We start from the raw sequence: 19,708 nt of genomic DNA, 5'->3' as shown, positions 1-19,708 counted from the left end.
ATATGAAAAATAGAATGGTAATGCTATTACTTACTATAGTAGTAAGTAGTATAGGAACTTTATGTGCCAAAGCAAGTGTACATTCACTCCCTAATGCGCAAAAAAAGAAGAATATACTGGTTGTCGGTGGTGGTGGATCGCATGATTTTAATCGCTGGTACAAAATCGAGGATACACAGCTGATCAATACCATTGAAGGTGTACATGCGACCTATACAGACAATACGGATTCAATACGCTTTTATTTAAAAACGACAGATCTTTTGGTTTTGACCAATAATCAACCGATCCCAAAAGCTTCACAACTGGCGATTGAAAAGTTTATTGCACAGGGTAAACCGCTAGTGCTTCTGCATGCTGCAGTTTGGTACAATTGGCAAGACTGGCCTCAGTACAATTTGGAATATGTAGGTGGAGGAAGTAATAGCCATGAAAACTTCCAAGAATTCAAAAACCTGGTGGTGAATACGGCGCATCCGATCAGTCAAGGCATTTCTCCAGAATTTACATTCAAAGACGAACTGTATCGCCACCAACCGGATGCTGCCGGTAAAGGGATTGATGTACTGGTCATCGGTCAGTCTTTAGAAACGGCTAAAGTATACCCGGCTGTATTCACGGTCAATCATGATAAATCAAGAATAGTAGGAATTACATTGGGGCATGATGAGCACAGTCATCTGAATAAAGACTATCGCAAAATTTTAATCAATGCAATCCATTGGGCATTAAATATTTAAATCAACATAAAATAATCAAAATGAAAAAAATCACTGTCGTTATCGTAGGAATGGGTTTTGGAAAAGAATTTATTCCCATTTATCAAAAGCATCCCCATATTAAATCTGTCGGTGTTTGTACCAGAAATCCTGAAACACTGCGAGAATTAAAAGAAAAGTTCAATCTAGACGATAATTTACTATTTACAGATTTTAACGAGGTCATTAAAAGAGGTGATGTCGACGCCATCCATGTGGTGACACCTGTGCCGGAGCACGCAAAAATGACATTGGCATCATTAAATGCGCATAAACATACCGCATGTACCATACCGATGGCCATGACCGTGGCGGACTGTCAGGCTATCGTTGAAGCGAAGAAAAGAGTCAATAAAGTTTATATGATGATGGAGACAGCCTTATATACCCGTGAGTTTCTGTACGGACTGAAACTTGCTGATACGGGGAAATTAGGAAAAATACAGTTTGTTCGCGGTTCACATATTCAGGATATGAGTATGGAGGGCTGGGCTGAATACTGGAAAGGTTATCCACCGATGCTGAATGGGACACATGCCATTTCGCCATTATTACGTATCAATAATACCATAGCGGAATCTGTGGTTTGCCACGGTTCAGGTCAACTAAGTGCTGATCTTGCTGCCCGGTATAATTCACCGTTTGCAGTGGAAACAGCCACCTTTAAGCTGAAAGATTCTAATGTGGTCGCCGAGGCGACAAGATCATTATTTGATGTTGTGAGACAGTACCGCGAAAGTTACGATGTGTATGGTGATAAAATGTCTTTTGAATGGGAGCAGTTACAGGATGAGCAACATGTTATATTCGACGGTGGTGAAAATGCCGTACGCATGGAGGCGCCGGATACAGACGATTTATTGATTCCGGAGATTGCAGACTTTACTAAAAGGGAAAGAATAGATGATCCAAATCATGTTTCATTTTTACAGGGAGCAGGTCATGGGGGTTCTCATCCACATTTAGTTCAAGAGTTTGTTGCAGCTATTGTGGAGGGAAGAGATTCTGCCGTTGATGCGGCCTTAGCGGCAAATTATACCTGTGCTGGTATCTGTGCCCATGAATCGGCGATGCAGGGTGGAGTCAGAATCGCAATCCCTTCATTTGATTAAATGTAAAGCTATGAAAATAGGAATAAGCTCTTTTGTATGGGTATCACCTTACACAGCAGATCATATTGATATTCTTTATAAAGCAAAGGATTATGGCTATGATGTCATGGAGATTGCTGTCGAAGATGTAGCATCAATTGATGTGAAGCAACTGAAGAAAGTGGCGCAGCGTATTGGTTTAGATTTATCTGTGAGCGGTGCATTTGGTACAGAAAGAGACATTTCAAGTGAACATAGCGCATACCGTAAAATTGGTCTTTCTTACATTAAAGATTGTATACAAATCGCTAATGAATTAGAAAGTCCAATTTTTGGAGGACCGCTTTATGCTGCTGTTGGAAAAACACGATTAGTTTCAAAAGAACAGAAGGAATTAGAACGGAATTTCTGTTTAGAAAATCTGCTTGAAGCAACGCAGTATGCAAAAGAACAAGGTATTGTATTGGCATTAGAGCCACTAAACCGCTTTGAGACAGATATGATCAATACAGTCGAGCAGGCTCTGGAATTGATCAATCAGATTGATGATCCTCACTTAAAGATCTTGCTCGATACATTTCATGCTAATATTGAAGAGAAAAGCATTTTAAAATCAATCCATCTTTTAGGGGATAAACTTGCTCATGTTCAGGGTAATGAAAATGATCGCGGAACACCGGGAACGGGACAGGTAGACTGGTCCGGAATACGCGATGCATTAAATGAAATCGGGTATCAGGGAAGTGTCATTTTAGAAACCTTCGGATCGCCTTCCAAAGAACTGGCCCGTGCGGCAAGTATCTGGCGTCCATTAGCAGAAAGTTCAGATATTTTAGCCCGGGATGGAGCGAACTTTTACACAGAAATTTTCAAAAATAATCCATTACAATTATGACCGCTACACAAGATATAATCCAGCCAGACAATCATGCTAAAAGTACCCTTTTTTGGGGTTGCTTTATTGTACTGGTGGCATCTGCCTTTGGTTTTGTTTTCAGATCCTTTCTTATGCCCACATGGGCAGTTATGTTTGATTTGAGTAAAACACAGCAGGGCGAAATCTTTGGTGTTAGTTTCTGGCCATTTGCACTGAGTATCGTTGCCTTTAGCTTAATTATTGACCGGATCGGCTACAAAAAGTCCATGATCTTTGCTTTTATCTGCCATTTGATTTCGATCGTGCTGACTATTTTTGCTACTGGTTACTGGATGTTGTATGCAGGAACCTTTTTCTTCGCATTAGGAAATGGTGCTGCCGAAGCTGTGATCAACCCCGTTGTCGCATCGCTGTATCCGAAAGAAAAAACCAAGTGGCTGAATATTTTACATGCCGGTTGGCCTATGGGCATTGCGATATCGGGTCTGTTAGGCATTGGCCTTTTAGCACTGGATATCAATTGGCGAATCGTCATAGGTTTTATTTTGATTCCTGCAGTCGCGTACGGCGCATTGATCATCAACCAAAAGTTTCCAGTAAACGAACGGGTCAAAGCTGGCGTTGGCTATTTGGACATGTTAAAAGAAGTTGGTGTTTTAGGAGCGCTGATTATCGTTGTATTATGTGTTTTTCAGCTGGGCAGTTTATTTAGCTGGGATTATAAATTCAATATTGTGCTCAGTATCGCCATTGTAGCCATATTTGGTTATTTCGTGCGGTCGTGGGGGAAGAGCCTCTTTGTGCTATTGCTACTGGCGATGGTTCCTTTGGCTACCATGGAGCTTGGTACCGATAGCTGGATTACCGATCTAATGACGCCAGAAATGAAAAAAATGGGTTTTCAAGGAGGTTGGGTGCTTGTATTTACAGCGGTGATCATGACTGTTTTACGGATGTACAGCGGTACAGTTGTTAAATTTCTGTCACCCCTGGCGCTCTTATCCATAAGTGCGCTCGTCTCTGCTGTCGGTCTGCAGTTATTATCCGTTTCTTCCGGGATTTATATTTTACTGGCAGCTGTTCTATATGCTTTTGGAAAAACCTACCTATGGGGTACGATGCTGGGAGTTGTTTCCGAACAATTTCCTAAAGGTGGCGCCTTAGCTTTAAATATTACGAGCGCAGTTGGGCAACTCGGGGTAGGAATTATCGGCGCTGTTTTTCTGGGTTTTATACAGGACAGTAATATTGATAAAAAACTAGCTGATTATGACCATATTCAGCAGACACATTACCATGAAAAACTGGTGACAGGCACGAGATCGAGCATATTCGGGGACTATAAAACGATTGATTATTCACACTTGTCAACGTTAGACGAAGCCAGTCAGCAAGTTGTGGAGCAGATGGAAAATAAAGCCAAGAAAGCGGCGCTATCCACTGTTTCCTTACTGCCGAGCGGTTTATTTGTCTTTTTTATATTATTAATTATTTATTTTAACAAGAAAGGAGGGTACAAACCAATAGATATCATTTAATTAAATATGCATCTTATAATTGAAAGACTATTTAAAGTGTTTTTGCATTCACCTATTTGCAAAAACACTTAAACTTTATAACCAAAATAAATTTAAAATTATGATTAAGTTTTTCTTTAAGATTAAATTCCTTTTGAAGGTCTTTAATCTAAAAACAGACTATGCGCCTTATTTTTTTATACTCTCGAGTATATGTTCCATAAACCTTGCATATGCACAAAATAAAGACGTAAAAGGCTCGGTCAAAAGTTCGGATGGCACTCCCTTGCAAGGCGCGACAGTTTTAGTCAAGGGAACTACCGCTGGAACATCGACCAACAATACGGGGGTGTTTTCATTAAACATGAATCCGACTAATGCAACATTAGTGATCAGTCATAAAGGCTATGAAACGAAAGAGATCCAGCTCAATGCTTCTTCCCAGAACCTGGATATCACTTTAGTATCCAGTGCACCTGAATATATTGACGAGGTTGTCGTAACGGGTTTTGGACTAACGCAAAAAAAGGAATCATTGACATCTGCCATTTCAACATTAGGATCCAATGATATCAAACGATCCACTGCTTCAACAACTTCAGGAGCTTTGGTCGGTAAGATCCCGGGGTTAAACTCACGGCAATCGGATGGCCGTCCCGGTGCTGGTACAGCCTTACAGATCCGCAATATGGGTGATCCATTATATGTCATTGACGGTGTTCAAAAAGATGCTGGTCAGTTCAATAACCTTGATTTTAATGATATCGAAAGCGTTTCTGTACTAAAAGATGCATCGGCCTCTATTTATGGTGTACGAGCGGCCAATGGAGTTATTGTGGTCACAACAAAAAGAGGAAAAAGAAATTCCGCTAATACAGTCAATCTAATCGCTAATTACGGATTTCAGAATTTATCTACCTTTCCTAAAGCTGCAGATGCAGTCACCTACATCGAGAACTATATCCAATCGGAAACTGTGCAGGGAATCAAAGATTATAAATATTCGCGCACAGATCTCGAAAAATGGAAAGCGGGTACAGAAAAAGGCTATGTACCATTTGACTGGTATGATTATATCTGGAAGACTTCACCACAACAGTATTATTCGGTCAATGCTTCTGGAGGCTCCGATAATATTAATTATTACTTCAGTGCAGGTCATATGAACCAAGAATCTATGATTGTTAATTATGGTGGTTTTAAACGGACCAATGTGCAGATGAATGTGGATGCGCAGATTTCCAAAAAACTTAAAGTGGGCGCTTCCCTTAATGCGCGTTACGAAAACCGGACGAATCCCGGAGTGCCCGGTGGTGACGATTATTGGTTGCCAATTTTTGCTACTTATCGCAATTTGCCAACTGCTAGACCATTTGCCAATGACAATCCTAATTATCCGACCTTAACTTCTACCGATCCAGGTACGAATTTCGCCTGGTTAAATTATGATTTATCTGGAAAATATACGGAAACATGGCGTGTTGCCCAACTAAATTTCAATGCAGAATATGATATCATAGACGGATTGAAAGCAAAGGCTTTGGTGGGGTATTATTATGCAAATCAAAATCTGAATAACCATGAATATACCTATAAATTGTATGGATACGATGAAGCTAATGATACCTATCCGGTGATTTTTGAAAATAACAATCCATGGCGCGAAAGAAGAATGGGGCATAATGAAGAGTTAACATCCAATTTTCAGTTGGCTTATACAAAACTGTTCGATAAGCATAATTTGAATGTGATTGGTGGCTTTGAAACCATTGTCCGTCATACGCCAACGACATGGGTGCATTCCATTCCGACAGCCAATTCGTTGAACTTGATCGATTATGAAACAATGGACACCTATAACGATGATGGAAATAGGACAGAAGGTCGATTAGGTTATCTGGCCCGTATTAATTACGATTATGACAGTAAGTATCTGATTGAAGTTTCGGGTCGATACGATGGTTCCTGGAAGTTTCCTCCAGGACAGCGTTGGGGATTTTTTCCTTCGGCCTCATTAGGTTGGAGAGCCTCTGCTGAGAGTTTTTGGAAAGATAATTCCATATTGAGTAAAATCAATGATTTTAAACTGCGTGCATCTTATGGTTTGCTGGGCGATGATAAAATTGAAGTGAATAATACTGCTGTTTATAATGCATTTGATTATTTACCAGGTTATGATTATAAGTCAGGGGGTGCTGTAATTGATGGAAAATATGTTATTGGCTCACAACCCAGGGGGCTACCAGTGACGACATTATCATGGATTAGAGCGAAAATATTGGATATCGGGCTAGATTTTGCCCTAATCAACTCTAAACTGACAGGAAGTTTTGATTATTTCAGAAGGTTGAGAACTGGATTACCAGCAAGAAGATATGATATATTATTGCCGTCGGAAGTGGGATTTAACTTGCCGTATGAAAACTTAAATTCAGATATGCATAAAGGTGTTGAAGGGATGATCAAGTGGTCAGACCGTATCGGTGAATTGAGTTACAGTGTCGCTGCGAATGCAACTTACTCTAGATTTTACGATTGGAACCAGTATAAACCGAGATTTAGTAACTCCTGGAATGTGTACAGAAATTCAATCAATGAGCGTTTCGGTTACATCAACTGGGGACTGGAATCAGCAGGTCAGTTCCAAAGTTGGGAAGAGATTGCAAACTGGACAGTTGATAATGATAGAGAGGGGAACAAAACTTTAAGACCAGGAGATATTAAATACGTAGACCAAAACGGTGACGGCGTTATCAATGGATTGGATGAACGTCCAATTGGCTACCGTCAAGATGCGACTCCGATTTTGAATTTTGGTTTTAATTTTTCATTCGGCTATAAAAACTTTGACTTAGCCTTTGACCTAACTGGCGGTGGTCTGAATTCTTGGTACCAGGATAATGAGCAAAGAAATCCATTTCATGATGGGGGTAATAATGCACAATACTACATGGAAGACACCTGGAGACTTGCTGATATATATGATGCAAACAGTGAACTGATACCTGGGAAATACCCCATGTTACGGATCGGCAATACATCGCATAGTAATTATTGGAACAGTGATTTCTGGAAGCATAATGTAAAATACATCAAACTTAGAAATCTTGAGTTTGGTTATTCCCTTCCGGAGAGCTTCCTGAAAAAAGCGAGTATCAAAAGAGCAAGGGTCTATTTTTCGGGACAGAATCTATTGACGTTATCTAATGTAAAAGGTGTGGATCCGGAGATCAACGCAACAAGTGGTCTGGTCTATCCGACAACGCGGATCTATAATTTTGGTCTAAACCTGACTTTTTAATTAAGGCTGTTAATTTAAAAATGATAAATATGAAAAAGTTATTCAGTAATAAAATTATATGGATCGCGCTGATCGGTTTACTATCTACCGGTTGCAATAATATACTTGACCAGGACCCGGATAAGATCATCAGTGATGAACAGATTTTTAGTGATGAAATCATGATCAATTCTGTTTTAGCTAATTTCTATGGTCGAATGCAAGATAGCCCAAATCCATCGAATCCTGATCAGCGCATTCAATGGGGACAAAACACCTCAGACTCTTATGGCTATACGATTCTCGACGAGGCCGGAAAGTCGGATGGTGGTCCAGACAATATACAGAACTATGCGGACGATTTATGGCGGGTGTACGAATATACCTTAATTCGAAATATCAATCAGTTTTTAGCTGGATTGCGGAGCACAAATGCACTCAATATGACTAAGAAATTGAGTTATGAAGCAGAAGCTCGTTTTTTAAGAGCCTGGGTTTATTTTAATATGGCGAGAGGTTTGGGCGGTATGCCGATCGTGGGTGATGAGGTCTTTGAATATACACCGGGAGACGATATTACGGCACTGCAATATGCAAGATCAACAGAATCGGAGATGTATACCTATATCATTAAGGAAATCGATGAGATCCATGCCAACTTGGGTGACAGTCCGACGATAAATGCGGGTCGAATAAATAAATGGGGGGCATTAATGTTAAAGGCAAGGGCAGCTGTGTATGCCGGATCATTGGCGAATTATAACAATAAGATGCCCAACCCGATTAAAACAACAAATGGTGAAGTTGGTATCGCAGCGTCTGAGGCTCAGAAGTTTTACGAATTAGCACTTGTTGCGGCAGAGCAGGTGATCAATGGCGGTAAATATCAGCTCAGCCTGAAGAAACCGGATGATCTAAGCCGGAATTTTTACGAAGCGATTAATCTCAAAGAGAACAATGTGGAAGTGATATGGGCCAGAGATTATAAATATCCGGGACAAACGGTAGAATTTACCAAGAATAATATTGCGCCATCGCTGGCGGAAGATATTGACCGTGCATATGCAGGCCCTATTTTAAATCTAGTTGAAGATTTTGAATATATCAATGATCGAAATGGGGTTTTAAAAAATAAAGATGCGAACGGTAATTATATCTTCTATGATAATCCCTTAGCTATTTTCCAGGATAAAGACCCAAGACTAAGTGGTTCTATTATTTTGCCTGGATCGGTTTTTAAGGGCGAGGTGGTTACTTTGCAAGCTGGTCAGAAGATATTGCAGGGCGGATCTTACGTGACTAAAATAGGCCAGCCTGGAACAAGTGATGCTAATGGTCTAATCACTGCGGCAAATGGGCCAATTACCTCAAACTTGCAATATGTCAATAAATCAGGCTTCTTTTTCCGGAAATTTTTAGATGAAAATCCCGGAGCTTCAACAAGAGGCCGTAATAGTGAAATGTGGTTTCCGCGGTTTAGATTTGCTGAAGCCGTCATGATCGCCAGTGAAGCGGCTTTTGAGTTAAACAATATGGGTAAAGCACTAGGCTATCTTAATCAGATCAGATCTAGAGCAGGGTTAAAGGCATTAAATACGATGTCTCTAGCAGATATCGTGCAGGAAAGAAGAGTCGAATTTGCATTTGAAGATCATCGGTACTGGGATTTAAAACGATGGAGATTGGCCGATAAAATATGGAATGGATCTACGCAAAATCCGGATGCTATACAGTATGCTTTGTTTCCCTATAAAGTTGTAGCTCCGGGAAATGTTAATCATGGCAAATGGGTTTTTGATAAACAACCTTTTACAAATTCACCTAATCCGCGATTCTTCCAAATGAAGAATTATTATAATTTCATCAATCAGGACTGGATTAATAATAATCCTAAAATGGTTAGAAATCCGTATCAATAAAACTAAATCAAAGAATATGAAAAATATATTGATTATTATGACTGTACTGTCATTACTGTTTTCTGCTTGTGGTAAAGATAATTATGACCAACCTACTTCGACAATAAGTGGGCAGATTAGCTATAAAGGAAAGCCGATTGGGGTCAGAGGGACAGGTGAGGTTGTTAAATTACAGCTTTACCAAGAAGGATTTGAACTCAATGCTCCAGTTCAGGTTTACGTAGGCCAAGACGGAAGTTTCAAGTCTAAAATTTTTGATGGCAAGTATAAACTAATCGCCACTAATAATAATGGCCCTTGGTTAAACAGTACCGATACCGTTCGATTTGAATTGAAAGGGAGCACGACTGTCAATTATGAAGTGACTCCTTATTACACCATTGAGAATGTAAAGTTATCCTTAGATGCCAACCAAAAGCTAACAAGCAGTTTTACAATCAACAAGGTTTTTGACAATGCAAGTGTCAATTATTATATGTTGCTGGTTAGCCGTACGGCCTTTGTCGATGATGCTACAAATATTTTCCGAAAGGATTATCAAGATGGTAAAATGGAGATCAGTTTATCAGAAGATCTCAGCCAGTTAAAAGAAGTGAGTGGAAGCGGACCTCTTTTTGCCAGAGTAGGTGTTCGGGCAAATGCTGGAGATCAAGCTGTCTATTCAGAAATAATAAAAATTAAATAGTTGATGCAGTGATATTGTGTTAAAGACCTCATGATTCATGAGGTCTTTTTTTTAAAATTCTTCAGGTTAACTATCCTTATTCACTTTCCATCCATTTGATTTCTGCTGTATTTCCCACATTTTTCTGTAAATACCATCCTGTTCCACTAATGCTTCATGTGTTCCTTTTTCTGCAATACCGCCATTATTCAATACAATGATCTGGTCTGCATTTTTAATGGTAGCCAATTTATGTGCAATTACAATTACGGTTTTAGCTTTTACAAGTTCCTGTATGGCATGCTGGATATAAATTTCATTTTCAGGATCGAGACTTGCTGTGGCTTCATCCAGCAGTATAATCGGTGCATTTTTCAATAATGCACGGGCGATGCTGATGCGCTGTTTTTGACCTCCTGAAAGTTTACTGCCACCTTCACCCACCATGGTATCCATCCCTTTCGGAAATTCCCATACGAAATCCAGTATCTGTGCTTTATCGGCCGCATCAATGATTTCTTCTAGGGTTGCGTCTGGTTTACCAATTTTGATGTTGTTATAAACAGTGTCGTCAAAGAGATATACATCTTGAAATACTTCGCTGATGAGTGTATAATACTGATCTTGATGAATATCGCGAATGTCTATGCCGCCGATTTTAATGCCGCCGGTATTGACATCCCAAAAACGGGCAATGAGCGAGGCAATTGTTGATTTTCCAGAACCAGAATGGCCTACCAAAGCGAGCATTGATTTTTCAGGAACATTAAAACTCAGATTCTGAACGGTTAACTTATTTTGATAACCAAAACTAACATTGTCGAATATGACATCATATCGATTGGGGACAGCTTCTTTTCCCGTTTCCATGGTAGGTGTTTCCATAATAGCAACAATACGGTTGAGACTTTCATTCATGTATCGAAGCACCAGATAATCGACCATGACCACTTTAAGCGGGTTGTATAAATTATAGCCCATAATGAGGAACGTAATTAATACGGGAATGGTGATGGTATTGTTGGATAAATAGTATAATCCTAAGGCGACCATCAAAATAAAACCGATCTCGAAAACAATGCCTGCTGTGACAACAAACGGACCGGGAATAGCCTCCATACGGATACTTTTTTTTCTCAGATCTTCAAATGAATTTTCCAATCCCTTATGCTTCTCACCGGTTAATCCATAAGACTTTAAATGTCGTATGCCCTGTACATATTCTAAAAATTTTGCTCCAACAGTATTCCGGGCCGCTATTTGTTTTTTCCCTAATTTGCTGACGAAATAATTGGCCAAATATAAAAAGGGATAAATGAGTGGCAATGCTGCTAAGAGACAAAGAGCTAATCTCCAATCATAGATAAATAGGAAAATAGAAAGCACCGTGGTTCCAAAAATAGCAGAAGCCAGATTTCCAACGCTATGCCCAAAAATACCTTCAAAATTTGATACATCCTGCAGAACAATGGATGCAATTTCCCCTGGATCACGTTGTTTGAAGAAACCAAGGGAAAATTTCTGGATGCGATTTCCTAAAGCAATACGAAGTTTTGTGGACAGGTCATAGACCCATAAGTTGGATCTGACCATCGACTGCGATGCAATAAAAAATTGCACGACCAGCATGACAGCCATAAGACCTACTACCGTCCATATTTTATGTACATCGGGTTTAGGAGAAAACAATTCCCATATGATGACCAGTAAAATTGCTGAAGGAGCGGCAATGAACAGGCTATGGAGTATTTCCCAAAGTATGATTTTACGCGTATCTTTTCTGTTAAAAGCGGTAACGTATTTTAGGTTCTTTATCATGTTTACTGATTTCTATTGTATGCTGTAATAAATTGAATGAATGATTGCCCTTATCATGCGAACGAGGAGGCGGAATTTTATGAGGCAAAATGACCCATGTGCACTAGATCACAAATTCCTTTGCTCTGGTATGGGCATTCCACATGCGTCCATACAAGGCGCTGTTTTCTAGTAATTCATCATGTTTTCCATTATCGATTAATTCACCATGATTAAAAACTAATATTTGGTCCGCATCTGTAATTGTACTCAATCGGTGCGCAATGATTAATACTGTCTTATTTTTGATCAACTGACTAAATGCTTGTTGTATTTTGATTTCGTTTTCGGGATCAGCAAATGCTGTGGCTTCATCTAAAATTAAGATAGGCGCATCTTTAAGAATAGCTCTGGCTAATTGAAAGCGCTGTTGTTCACCACCACTTAAATGTACACCGGACTGTCCGAATAAGGTGTCGTATCCGTTGGGTAAGCTCAAAATTAAATCGTGTATCTGCGCCGCTTTGGCCGCATCTTCAACCTCTTCACGGCTTTTTTTCATACCCATACAGATGTTTTCATACATAGAGTCCTGAAACATAAAGCTATCCTGAAATACGAATGAAACCAGACGCATGAGCTGTTCTGTAGGATAATCTCTGACATCAATACCGCCGATACGTATTTCACCCTTGGTGACATCCCAAAAGCGGGCGAGCAATTGTCCGATGGTACTTTTTCCTGCCCCCGAAGGGCCGACCAAAGCTGTTATTGTTTTTTCAGGTACTGTAAAATTAATATTTTGAAGTCCCCAGTTTTTGTCTTGATAAGCAAAACTTACATGTTCAAATGTAATGGAGTAGTCGATAGGGGGCTGTATAACTGTATTTTCAAGTAAATGTTCTGTATACAGCAGTTCATCGATCTGTTCAACACCGCGATTGATGATGGATATTTGTATACCCATATTATTGAGGGCAAACAATGGCTTAATGTACCCTGTCCCTAAGATCAGAAACAATAGAAGCGTGGCTAGAGTTACACCATTTTGAAAATAGAGATACAGTCCGAGAGCCAATACCGGTAACATCGCATTGCTCGTGAAACTCATAAATATAGCGAAACCGGGCGTACTGCTTTTAACCCATTCGCCCACAAATTTATTGAACCGTTTTACGGTGTTGCCATACTTGTCAAATGTTTCTGCAGACTGACCGAATATTTTCATGACAGGCATAGCTCTGACATATTCTACAATACCGGCATTCATTTCTTCTAAGGATTGATGATAATCCTGAATCAGTTTTTTATTTCTCCCACTGTACATTTTTGGTAGCATAACGGCTAAAACTAAAAGTGGGACACAGCTGATTGCAGCCAGACGCCAGTCCTGAAAAAAAAGATAGACAATCGTTATGATGGGTAAGGCGATACCTTTTACAAAATCGGGTATTTGATGGGCGATAAAATTTTCAATGCGTTCAACATCATCAGAAAGTATTTTTTTTAATGTTCCTGAATTACGGTTATTGAGATAACCCATCGGTAGTTTGCCGACCTGAGCGGTGATAAATTTACGCAGTTCAAATAATATATTGTACGCTGCGATATGGGATAATACGCCTGATAGAAAAAATACAAGCATACTGATTATGGCCGCTAAAATAGCATAGATGATATAGGTATTGACTAAGCTGAAATTGATGTTTTCTTTCGTGAGTTCACGGATAATATAAAAAACAAGCACATAGGGCACTAAGCTCAGTAGGGCATGCATGACGGATAGAAATCCTGAGACAAATAATAAACCCTTTTTTCGGCTGGCTATCTCAAGCAGACGGGCGATACCGCTTTTTTTATTTTTTTCTTCTTTCATTTGATTCGTGTTATGGTAACTATTATTAAGAATAGTTCTACATAATATTACTGTTTGGGCAAATATAGTGTGTTAAGCTAATCCGGGAAGTCTGTTAAAGGGAGTAAAAAGTCCTTGAAAGGGAGAAGTTTTTCTTACGTAATAAATCGATCAGGGTTTATTTTTTTTATATTTATGTAAGCCTTTGTTACTGAATATTTATTACCTTCAGCATGTTAACTATTATCTTCCATTAGCAACGATCATGAAAATAGCACTTGCATCACCACCTTTCCCTAGTTCAATAGATCATGGCCTTCAACTGCTCGAAAAATTTGCAGGCGATGCCGCACGCGGAGGTGCGGAAATTATCTGTTTCCCCGAATCATTTATACCGGGCTATCCAGGTATGGGTTATGCTTTTGAAAGCCGTACTCCTGAAGCATTACAGATGGCTTTGAAAAAAGCAAAATTCATTGCAAAATCGCATAACATTGCGCTTGTATTGCCAATGGACGGATATATTGCCGATTGTATTTATAATTTGGCTTATGTCATATCGGGTACGGGTGAGCTTTTAGGTTATCAGACTAAAAATCAGCTTGATCCAAGCGAAGATGAACTGTGGACAGCAGGAGTGGCGCGTAAGGTTTTTGAAATAAACGGATTAAAATTTGGAATAACGATCTGTCATGAAGGCTTTCGTTACCCCGAATCTGTGCGATGGAGTGCATGCAATGGGGCTCATATCGTGTTTCATCCGCATCTAACAGGCAGTAATGAAACAGGTCAACACTATCATACATTCGGAGCGAAGGAGAATCCCTATTATGAAAAGGCCATGATGATGCGTGCCCTGGAAAATACCATTTACTTTGCCAGTGTCAATTATGCCTCCACTTATCAAGAGTCTGCTTCAGCTGTAATTGCACCGGATGGTTCCTGTGTTAAGCATCAGCAGTATGGAGAAGCGGGGGTTTTAATTGTTGATATCGATCCAGCCAAAGGTTCAGGAATGTTAGCTAAAAGATTCAAAAGCAATTTATATTTATAAAAGGTTAAGTACTGTCTTTCAATTTTATCGGTATCTGAAATGCTGATTTAATTCAAAAAAATCAACTTTGTTATAGATAGTGTAATAAATACACAATTATATTAGCAAAATTTAAATTAATTGTATACCTTTATGATAGAGTAATAAGGGAATATATATTTTTTTTATCAAAGTAATCTGTTTTTCCAAACATTACCACTAACCTTTTTCATTAAAATAAAGTAAATTAAAAAAGAAAAATGAACTTAGACCTAAAGAGCATTTTTTATTCTGAAGCGGATATTCCGTCAGAATTTAATCTAGCTGAACAATTGGATCAACGTGTTTTCCTTTCAAATGGAGCGTTACTTCCTTGGGCAGGAGAGGTGAACGAAGTGTTTTCGCCTATTTGTATACAGACAAAAGACGGACTTCAGCGAAAGCGCATCGGTAGCTACCCGGTATGTACAGTTAAGGAATCGATGGAAGCATTAGATGCTGCCGTAAATGCTTTTGACAACGGACGTGGCGAATGGCCGACGATGAGTGTTGCCAACAGAATTGCCTGTGTTGAGCGTTTTACACATAAAATGTTAGAACAAAAGGATACTGTTGTTAAATTAATTATGTGGGAAATCGGTAAGTCGTATGCAGATTCTGTAAAGGAATTTGATCGTACCGTAGAATATATCTATGCCACTATCGACGCTTTAAAGGATATTGACCGCGATTCATCCCGCTTTCAAATCGAGCAAGGAATTATTGCCCAAGTGAGAAGATCACCACTTGGTGTGGTACTTTGCATGGGACCTTTTAATTACCCGCTGAACGAAACTTTTACAACGTTGATCCCCGCTTTGATCATGGGTAATACGTTATTATTCAAACCACCTAAGCATGGTACTCTTTTACACTATCCGTTGTTAGAGGCTTTCCGTTCTAGTTTTCCTAAGGGAGTTGTCAATACCATTTATGGTAGAGGAAATAAAATCGTACCGCAACTGATGCAATCTGGCAAGATCAATGTGCTGACTTTGATCGGATCAAGCAGAGTTGCTGATGAGTTAAAAAAGCTTCATCCTAAAGTGAACCGTTTGCGTGCAATTCTAGGATTAGATGCCAAAAATGCGGCTATAGTAACCCGTGATGCTGACTTAGACCTTGCAGTCAAAGAAACAGTATTGGGTGCGCTATCTTTTAACGGTCAACGATGCACTGCGATTAAAATCGTATATGTGCACCGTAGTCTAGCTCAGGAATTTTTGAAAAAACTGACGGAAGAAGTGTCACGACTGAAGTATGGTATGCCTTGGGAGAGTGGAGTAGCACTTACACCGCTTCCTGAAGTGAATAAACCAGCTTATTTAACAGAGTGTATTGAAGATGCAAAACAGTTCGGAGCGAAAGTGATCAACCCGAATGGTGGTGAAGTATTGGAGTCATTTGTTTATCCGGCTATTGTTTATCCTGTCAATGAGCAGATGAAATTATACCGTGAAGAACAATTTGGTCCAGTTGTTCCTGTTGTTCCTTTTGATGATCTGGAAGAACCAATTGAATATTTAATCGGATCCTCTCACGGACAGCAGGTGAGTATATTTAGTAATAATGCGGCTGTTATTTCTTCTCTGATCGATCCTTTGGTCAATCAAGTAAGTCGTGTAAATATCAATTGCCAATGTCAACGTGGACCGGATATTTTTCCATTTACAGGAAGAAAAGATAGTGCTGAAGGAACGTTGTCTGTTGTCGATGCGCTAAGATCTTTTTCTATCCGATCATTAGTTGCTACTAAAAATACAGAGCACAACAAAGATTTGTTAAATGATATTGTGAGTGAAAATAGATCTAATTTCTTAAGCACCAAGTATATATTTTAACGATATGACAGCTATGCTCATCCCGATCGGGAGAAGCATAGCTGTGTGTTATTGTTATAAATCGGGGCGTCTCCTTTGCAAATTTAAGTACAGACTTGTACGAAAATAGCTTGGAATCAGAACGGTAACTATCAAAAAGGCGAAAGATTATCTTTCGCCTTTTACTGTTAACTATATTTCTTTTTTACTGCTGCTACACCATCCTCTACGATCTTTCTGAGAACAGCTTCATCAATATCAGAAAGCCGTTTGACGTATATACAGGATTTGCTCATTTTATATTTCCCGAGTTGCTCAAGATCATATTTTTGTTCATCATCACAGGTATAGAGATACAATGATATCGCAGGTTTTCTTGGAGAAAAACCGACCAAAGGCGCATCGCCTTCATGGCCACTGGCATATTTGTAATGGTAGCTGCCAAAACCAATGATACTTGGTCCCCACAAAGTTGCGGGCTGTGCTGTAATCTCTTCCATAATTTCGATCAGCTTATAACTGTCGACCCTTTTCTGTTGGTCAGGTATCTGTTCAATAAATTGCGTAACAGATTCATCTGTGGGCACTGTTTTGTTCTTCGCCATATTTTATAAGATAGGAGTGAGCTTATAACCTTTCGCAGTTAAGAGTTTCAATAAACCTTCATTGCCAACCAGATGTCCTGCACCGACTGCAAATAGATGCGAAGATTGCGTCATCTTAGCGGGCATTTTGTTGATCCAATTGTTGTTCCGTTTCGTTAAGAAATCAGCTTGTTCTTCTTTGGACATATAACTGCTGTCATAAATTACTGTTTCCAAATCTTTTAGGTTTTCGGCCTTATAGGCAGTGACCATCTTATTCGATACAGCTGGCATTTCATCAATTTTTTCAAGGTATTTTAGTAAATCGGATGCCTTAAACATACTGTTTAACATGTCGATCTGAAATTTCAGTGTTTCTAAATCATCAATTTTTTTGTTCGCTGACGCTGCTAATGTCTGGATATCCGCCTCCATGGTTTTGACATTTCTAGGGTCGGAGCAATTCATTGATTTTAAACTCAAGACAGAAACAAAGACAGCAGGGGACATCATCTCTAACATTTTGACGGATAGGCCCTGGGAAATCAGAATGCTGTCAATTTTTGATAGTTCACCCTGACTTAATCCTTTCAGAAAACTCGTGTCAGGTTTCATCATTTCAGGAATTAGTGCTTTGTTTTCTTCTGATGCAAGATTTACTTCGAAAGTCACAACATCTACCAGTGGGATTAGGTTTTTAACTTTATCTTTTAATATATAATCGTCCTCACACATAATGTGCATCGTACCCAATAAATAAGAGTCTTTCTTTAATCCATTTCCTGATATTTTCCACAGGACGGTATTATCTTGTGCGTGAACAGTAAAGGTGGCTACGATAAAGGCTATGATAGCCATAAGGCATATTTTTTTCATATAAATAAGTTTTTAATACACTATAAGTATGTGAAAAGCATAAAATGTTACAGCGTGATAGCAAAAAAGCTTTATAAATTAAATTATAAAGCTTTTTGAGGTATTTTTTTACGCTATCACTCGCGTCTCGACGGTTACTTGTGAAAGGAGTATTTTATGAATGGGGCAGGCATTGGCGATCGCTTCAATGCGCCCCTTTTGTTTATCATCAAGATTGCCTTGATAGCTAATTTTTCTGATAAATTTCGTTTCTTTTTTATCTTCTGACTGTTCAATATCAACTTCTACATTGATAGGTCCGATATCCCATTCCTTTCGGTCAGTATACATTTTTAAAGTAATGGCTGTACAGGATGCCAAAGATGCCGCTAATAACTGCTGCGGATGAAATCCGAGGTCAAGTCCACCTTTTTCTTCTGGTTCGTCTACAATAATGCTGTTTTTTCCTGCAGTTACTGTTGTTTTATATTTATCTATACCGATAGTAGCTTTAGCGCTATTCATGATGTTTATTTGTTTAAATAAAATTCTGGAAGTGGAATATTTCCTGTTTCATTCGGAACTTCTGGAAATCTATTGTTGATCCAGTCTTGCTTTGCTTGTTCTAATCTTTCTTTGGAGAAGCTCACAAAATTCCATAAAATATACCGTTCCTCGGGTAAAGGTTCTCCTCCGAAAATATAGATTTTTGAATTTTCACCGATTTCAAATTCGCATAATTTAGCATCTTTAGCGACCAATAAATGTTTAGATTCAAATGTTGTTCCGCTATCTGTAATGGTACCATCTAAAATATAAAGACCCGATTCGCCGTATAAATCGTTGCCAATGCTGATCTTTGCCTTGTTTTTCGATTTAATTTCGATGAAGTATAGTTTGCTGTATACAGATACAGGTGATTTTTTTCCAAAGGCTTCACCCGCAATTAAGGTATAGCTGACCCCATTTTCATCTTCCCAATGCGGTAAATCTTCGGCATTAGTATGTTCAAAAGATGGTTCGCACTCTTCAAGTTCTTTTGGTAATGCTACCCAGATCTGAAGGCCATGTAACACTTTATCGGTATGTCTTAAGTATTCGGGAGTACGCTCAGAATGGGTTACGCCTTTACCCGCAGTCATCCAGTTTACAGCTCCGGGTTTTATCTCCATTTCGGTACCAAGACTATCGCGGTGCATAATTGCTCCTTCAAAGAGATAGGTTAGGGTTGATAAGCCAATATGAGGATGTGGACCGACATCGAGGTTTTCATATTCATTTAATGCCGCAGGGCCCATATGATCAATAAAAGTAAAAGGCCCAACCATTCGCTTTTGACGAAAAGGCAATAAACGACCAACCATAAAATTGCCGATATCTGCGGCCCGCTCTTCTATAATAATACCAATGTTAGACATAGCTATGTTATTTTAAAATCTTATTGTATGAAACAGTTGTCATGTATTTTAGTTTTGGTGTCAGCAAAACCATATTGAATAGGTTATCGCTAGAGATACTGATAAATACATGCCAGAGAACGCCTCGTTCTTCTGCTAAAGATAAGTACTTGTTTTATTTATATTATTGATCTAGATTAAGAAAATGACGGCAACCAGCAA

The 19,708-nt window shown here is 39.1% G+C and carries 15 protein-coding genes; 9 read left to right on the top strand and 6 right to left on the bottom strand.

Features of this window, described 5'->3' with window-relative positions:
- The first annotated feature begins 2 nt into the window (after window positions 1-2).
- The 7 genes from M2265_RS02405 to M2265_RS02375 all read left to right on the top strand — a co-directional run bounded on the left by M2265_RS02405 (window position 3) and on the right by M2265_RS02375 (window position 10,127).
- Window positions 3-740 carry a ThuA domain-containing protein gene (locus M2265_RS02405; RefSeq protein WP_132768099.1) on the top strand — a complete coding sequence of 246 codons (738 nt, stop codon included), beginning with the start codon at window positions 3-5 and terminating at the stop codon, window positions 738-740.
- A gap of 20 nt (window positions 741-760) precedes the next feature.
- The gene (locus tag M2265_RS02400; protein WP_207902343.1) at window positions 761-1,870 is read left to right on the top strand and encodes a Gfo/Idh/MocA family protein; all 1,110 of its coding nucleotides are present in this window, start codon (window positions 761-763) and stop codon (window positions 1,868-1,870) included.
- A gap of 10 nt (window positions 1,871-1,880) precedes the next feature.
- Window positions 1,881-2,744 carry a sugar phosphate isomerase/epimerase family protein gene (locus M2265_RS02395; RefSeq protein WP_021190339.1) on the top strand — a complete coding sequence of 288 codons (864 nt, stop codon included), beginning with the start codon at window positions 1,881-1,883 and terminating at the stop codon, window positions 2,742-2,744.
- Window positions 2,741-4,264: an MFS transporter gene (locus M2265_RS02390; protein WP_132768101.1), complete on the top strand. Its 1,524-nt coding sequence runs from the start codon at window positions 2,741-2,743 to the stop codon at window positions 4,262-4,264. The genes M2265_RS02395 and M2265_RS02390 overlap by 4 nt, the downstream gene beginning before the upstream one ends.
- Before the next feature lie 100 nt (window positions 4,265-4,364).
- Entirely contained in the window at window positions 4,365-7,544 is a 3,180-nt protein-coding gene (locus M2265_RS02385; protein ID WP_132768103.1) for a SusC/RagA family TonB-linked outer membrane protein, read from the top strand.
- 29 nt (window positions 7,545-7,573) lie between these two features.
- Window positions 7,574-9,442 carry a RagB/SusD family nutrient uptake outer membrane protein gene (locus M2265_RS02380; RefSeq protein WP_132768105.1) on the top strand — a complete coding sequence of 623 codons (1,869 nt, stop codon included), beginning with the start codon at window positions 7,574-7,576 and terminating at the stop codon, window positions 9,440-9,442.
- 16 nt (window positions 9,443-9,458) lie between these two features.
- Complete coding sequence (locus tag M2265_RS02375; RefSeq protein ID WP_132768107.1) at window positions 9,459-10,127, top strand: DUF3823 domain-containing protein; 669 nt, start codon at window positions 9,459-9,461, stop codon at window positions 10,125-10,127.
- A gap of 66 nt (window positions 10,128-10,193) precedes the next feature.
- Here M2265_RS02375 and M2265_RS02370 read toward each other — a convergent pair whose 3' ends face one another.
- Both M2265_RS02370 and M2265_RS02365 read right to left on the bottom strand, forming a co-directional pair.
- Window positions 10,194-11,924: an ABC transporter ATP-binding protein gene (locus tag M2265_RS02370; RefSeq protein ID WP_132768108.1), complete on the bottom strand. Its 1,731-nt coding sequence runs from the start codon at window positions 11,922-11,924 to the stop codon at window positions 10,194-10,196.
- Window positions 11,925-12,027: 103 nt separating this feature from the next.
- Entirely contained in the window at window positions 12,028-13,779 is a 1,752-nt protein-coding gene (locus M2265_RS02365) for an ABC transporter ATP-binding protein (protein ID WP_207902347.1), read from the bottom strand.
- A 244-nt stretch (window positions 13,780-14,023) separates the two neighbouring features.
- Between M2265_RS02365 and M2265_RS02360 the strand changes: the two genes are divergently transcribed.
- Together M2265_RS02360 and M2265_RS02355 are read left to right on the top strand one after the other, a co-directional pair.
- Entirely contained in the window at window positions 14,024-14,812 is a 789-nt protein-coding gene (locus M2265_RS02360; RefSeq protein ID WP_132768110.1) for a carbon-nitrogen hydrolase family protein, read from the top strand.
- Window positions 14,813-15,051: 239 nt separating this feature from the next.
- Window positions 15,052-16,671, top strand: coding sequence for an NADP-dependent glyceraldehyde-3-phosphate dehydrogenase (locus M2265_RS02355; RefSeq protein WP_021188556.1), 1,620 nt, complete (start codon window positions 15,052-15,054; stop codon window positions 16,669-16,671).
- 167 nt (window positions 16,672-16,838) lie between these two features.
- On the opposite strand, the gene M2265_RS02350 is transcribed toward M2265_RS02355, so the two are convergent.
- The 4 genes from M2265_RS02350 to M2265_RS02335 all read right to left on the bottom strand — a co-directional run bounded on the left by M2265_RS02350 (window position 16,839) and on the right by M2265_RS02335 (window position 19,507).
- Entirely contained in the window at window positions 16,839-17,255 is a 417-nt protein-coding gene (locus M2265_RS02350) for a DUF1801 domain-containing protein (RefSeq protein WP_132768111.1), read from the bottom strand.
- 3 nt (window positions 17,256-17,258) lie between these two features.
- A complete protein-coding gene (locus tag M2265_RS02345; protein WP_132768113.1) occupies window positions 17,259-18,110 on the bottom strand; it encodes a TraB/GumN family protein in 852 nt (283 codons plus the stop codon).
- Window positions 18,111-18,218: 108 nt separating this feature from the next.
- Entirely contained in the window at window positions 18,219-18,614 is a 396-nt protein-coding gene (locus M2265_RS02340; protein WP_207902349.1) for an OsmC family protein, read from the bottom strand.
- A 5-nt stretch (window positions 18,615-18,619) separates the two neighbouring features.
- Window positions 18,620-19,507: a pirin family protein gene (locus M2265_RS02335; RefSeq protein WP_132768116.1), complete on the bottom strand. Its 888-nt coding sequence runs from the start codon at window positions 19,505-19,507 to the stop codon at window positions 18,620-18,622.
- Window positions 19,508-19,708: the final 201 nt, after the last annotated feature.

Source organism: Sphingobacterium kitahiroshimense, assembly GCF_025961315.1.
Taxonomy (GTDB): Bacteria; Bacteroidota; Bacteroidia; order Sphingobacteriales; family Sphingobacteriaceae; genus Sphingobacterium; species Sphingobacterium anhuiense.
Note: the sequence above shows the minus strand (reverse complement) of the source record. Positions and strands in the feature narration are given on the sequence as shown.

Excerpts from the sequence above, each read along its gene's own strand:
- M2265_RS02345 (WP_132768113.1), bottom strand. The coding sequence starts at position 18,110 with ATGAAAAAAATATGCCTTATGGCTATCATAGCCTTTATCGTAGCCACC.
- M2265_RS02365 (WP_207902347.1), bottom strand. The coding sequence starts at position 13,779 with ATGAAAGAAGAAAAAAATAAAAAAAGCGGTATCGCCCGTCTGCTTGAG.
- M2265_RS02360 (WP_132768110.1), top strand. The coding sequence starts at position 14,024 with ATGAAAATAGCACTTGCATCACCACCTTTCCCTAGTTCAATAGATCAT.
- M2265_RS02405 (WP_132768099.1), top strand. The coding sequence starts at position 3 with ATGAAAAATAGAATGGTAATGCTATTACTTACTATAGTAGTAAGTAGT.
- M2265_RS02395 (WP_021190339.1), top strand. The coding sequence starts at position 1,881 with ATGAAAATAGGAATAAGCTCTTTTGTATGGGTATCACCTTACACAGCA.
- M2265_RS02340 (WP_207902349.1), bottom strand. The coding sequence starts at position 18,614 with ATGAATAGCGCTAAAGCTACTATCGGTATAGATAAATATAAAACAACA.
- M2265_RS02355 (WP_021188556.1), top strand. The coding sequence starts at position 15,052 with ATGAACTTAGACCTAAAGAGCATTTTTTATTCTGAAGCGGATATTCCG.
- M2265_RS02390 (WP_132768101.1), top strand. The coding sequence starts at position 2,741 with ATGACCGCTACACAAGATATAATCCAGCCAGACAATCATGCTAAAAGT.
- M2265_RS02380 (WP_132768105.1), top strand. The coding sequence starts at position 7,574 with ATGAAAAAGTTATTCAGTAATAAAATTATATGGATCGCGCTGATCGGT.
- M2265_RS02400 (WP_207902343.1), top strand. The coding sequence starts at position 761 with ATGAAAAAAATCACTGTCGTTATCGTAGGAATGGGTTTTGGAAAAGAA.
- M2265_RS02385 (WP_132768103.1), top strand. The coding sequence starts at position 4,365 with ATGATTAAGTTTTTCTTTAAGATTAAATTCCTTTTGAAGGTCTTTAAT.
- M2265_RS02335 (WP_132768116.1), bottom strand. The coding sequence starts at position 19,507 with ATGTCTAACATTGGTATTATTATAGAAGAGCGGGCCGCAGATATCGGC.
- M2265_RS02350 (WP_132768111.1), bottom strand. The coding sequence starts at position 17,255 with ATGGCGAAGAACAAAACAGTGCCCACAGATGAATCTGTTACGCAATTT.
- M2265_RS02375 (WP_132768107.1), top strand. The coding sequence starts at position 9,459 with ATGAAAAATATATTGATTATTATGACTGTACTGTCATTACTGTTTTCT.
- M2265_RS02370 (WP_132768108.1), bottom strand. The coding sequence starts at position 11,924 with ATGATAAAGAACCTAAAATACGTTACCGCTTTTAACAGAAAAGATACG.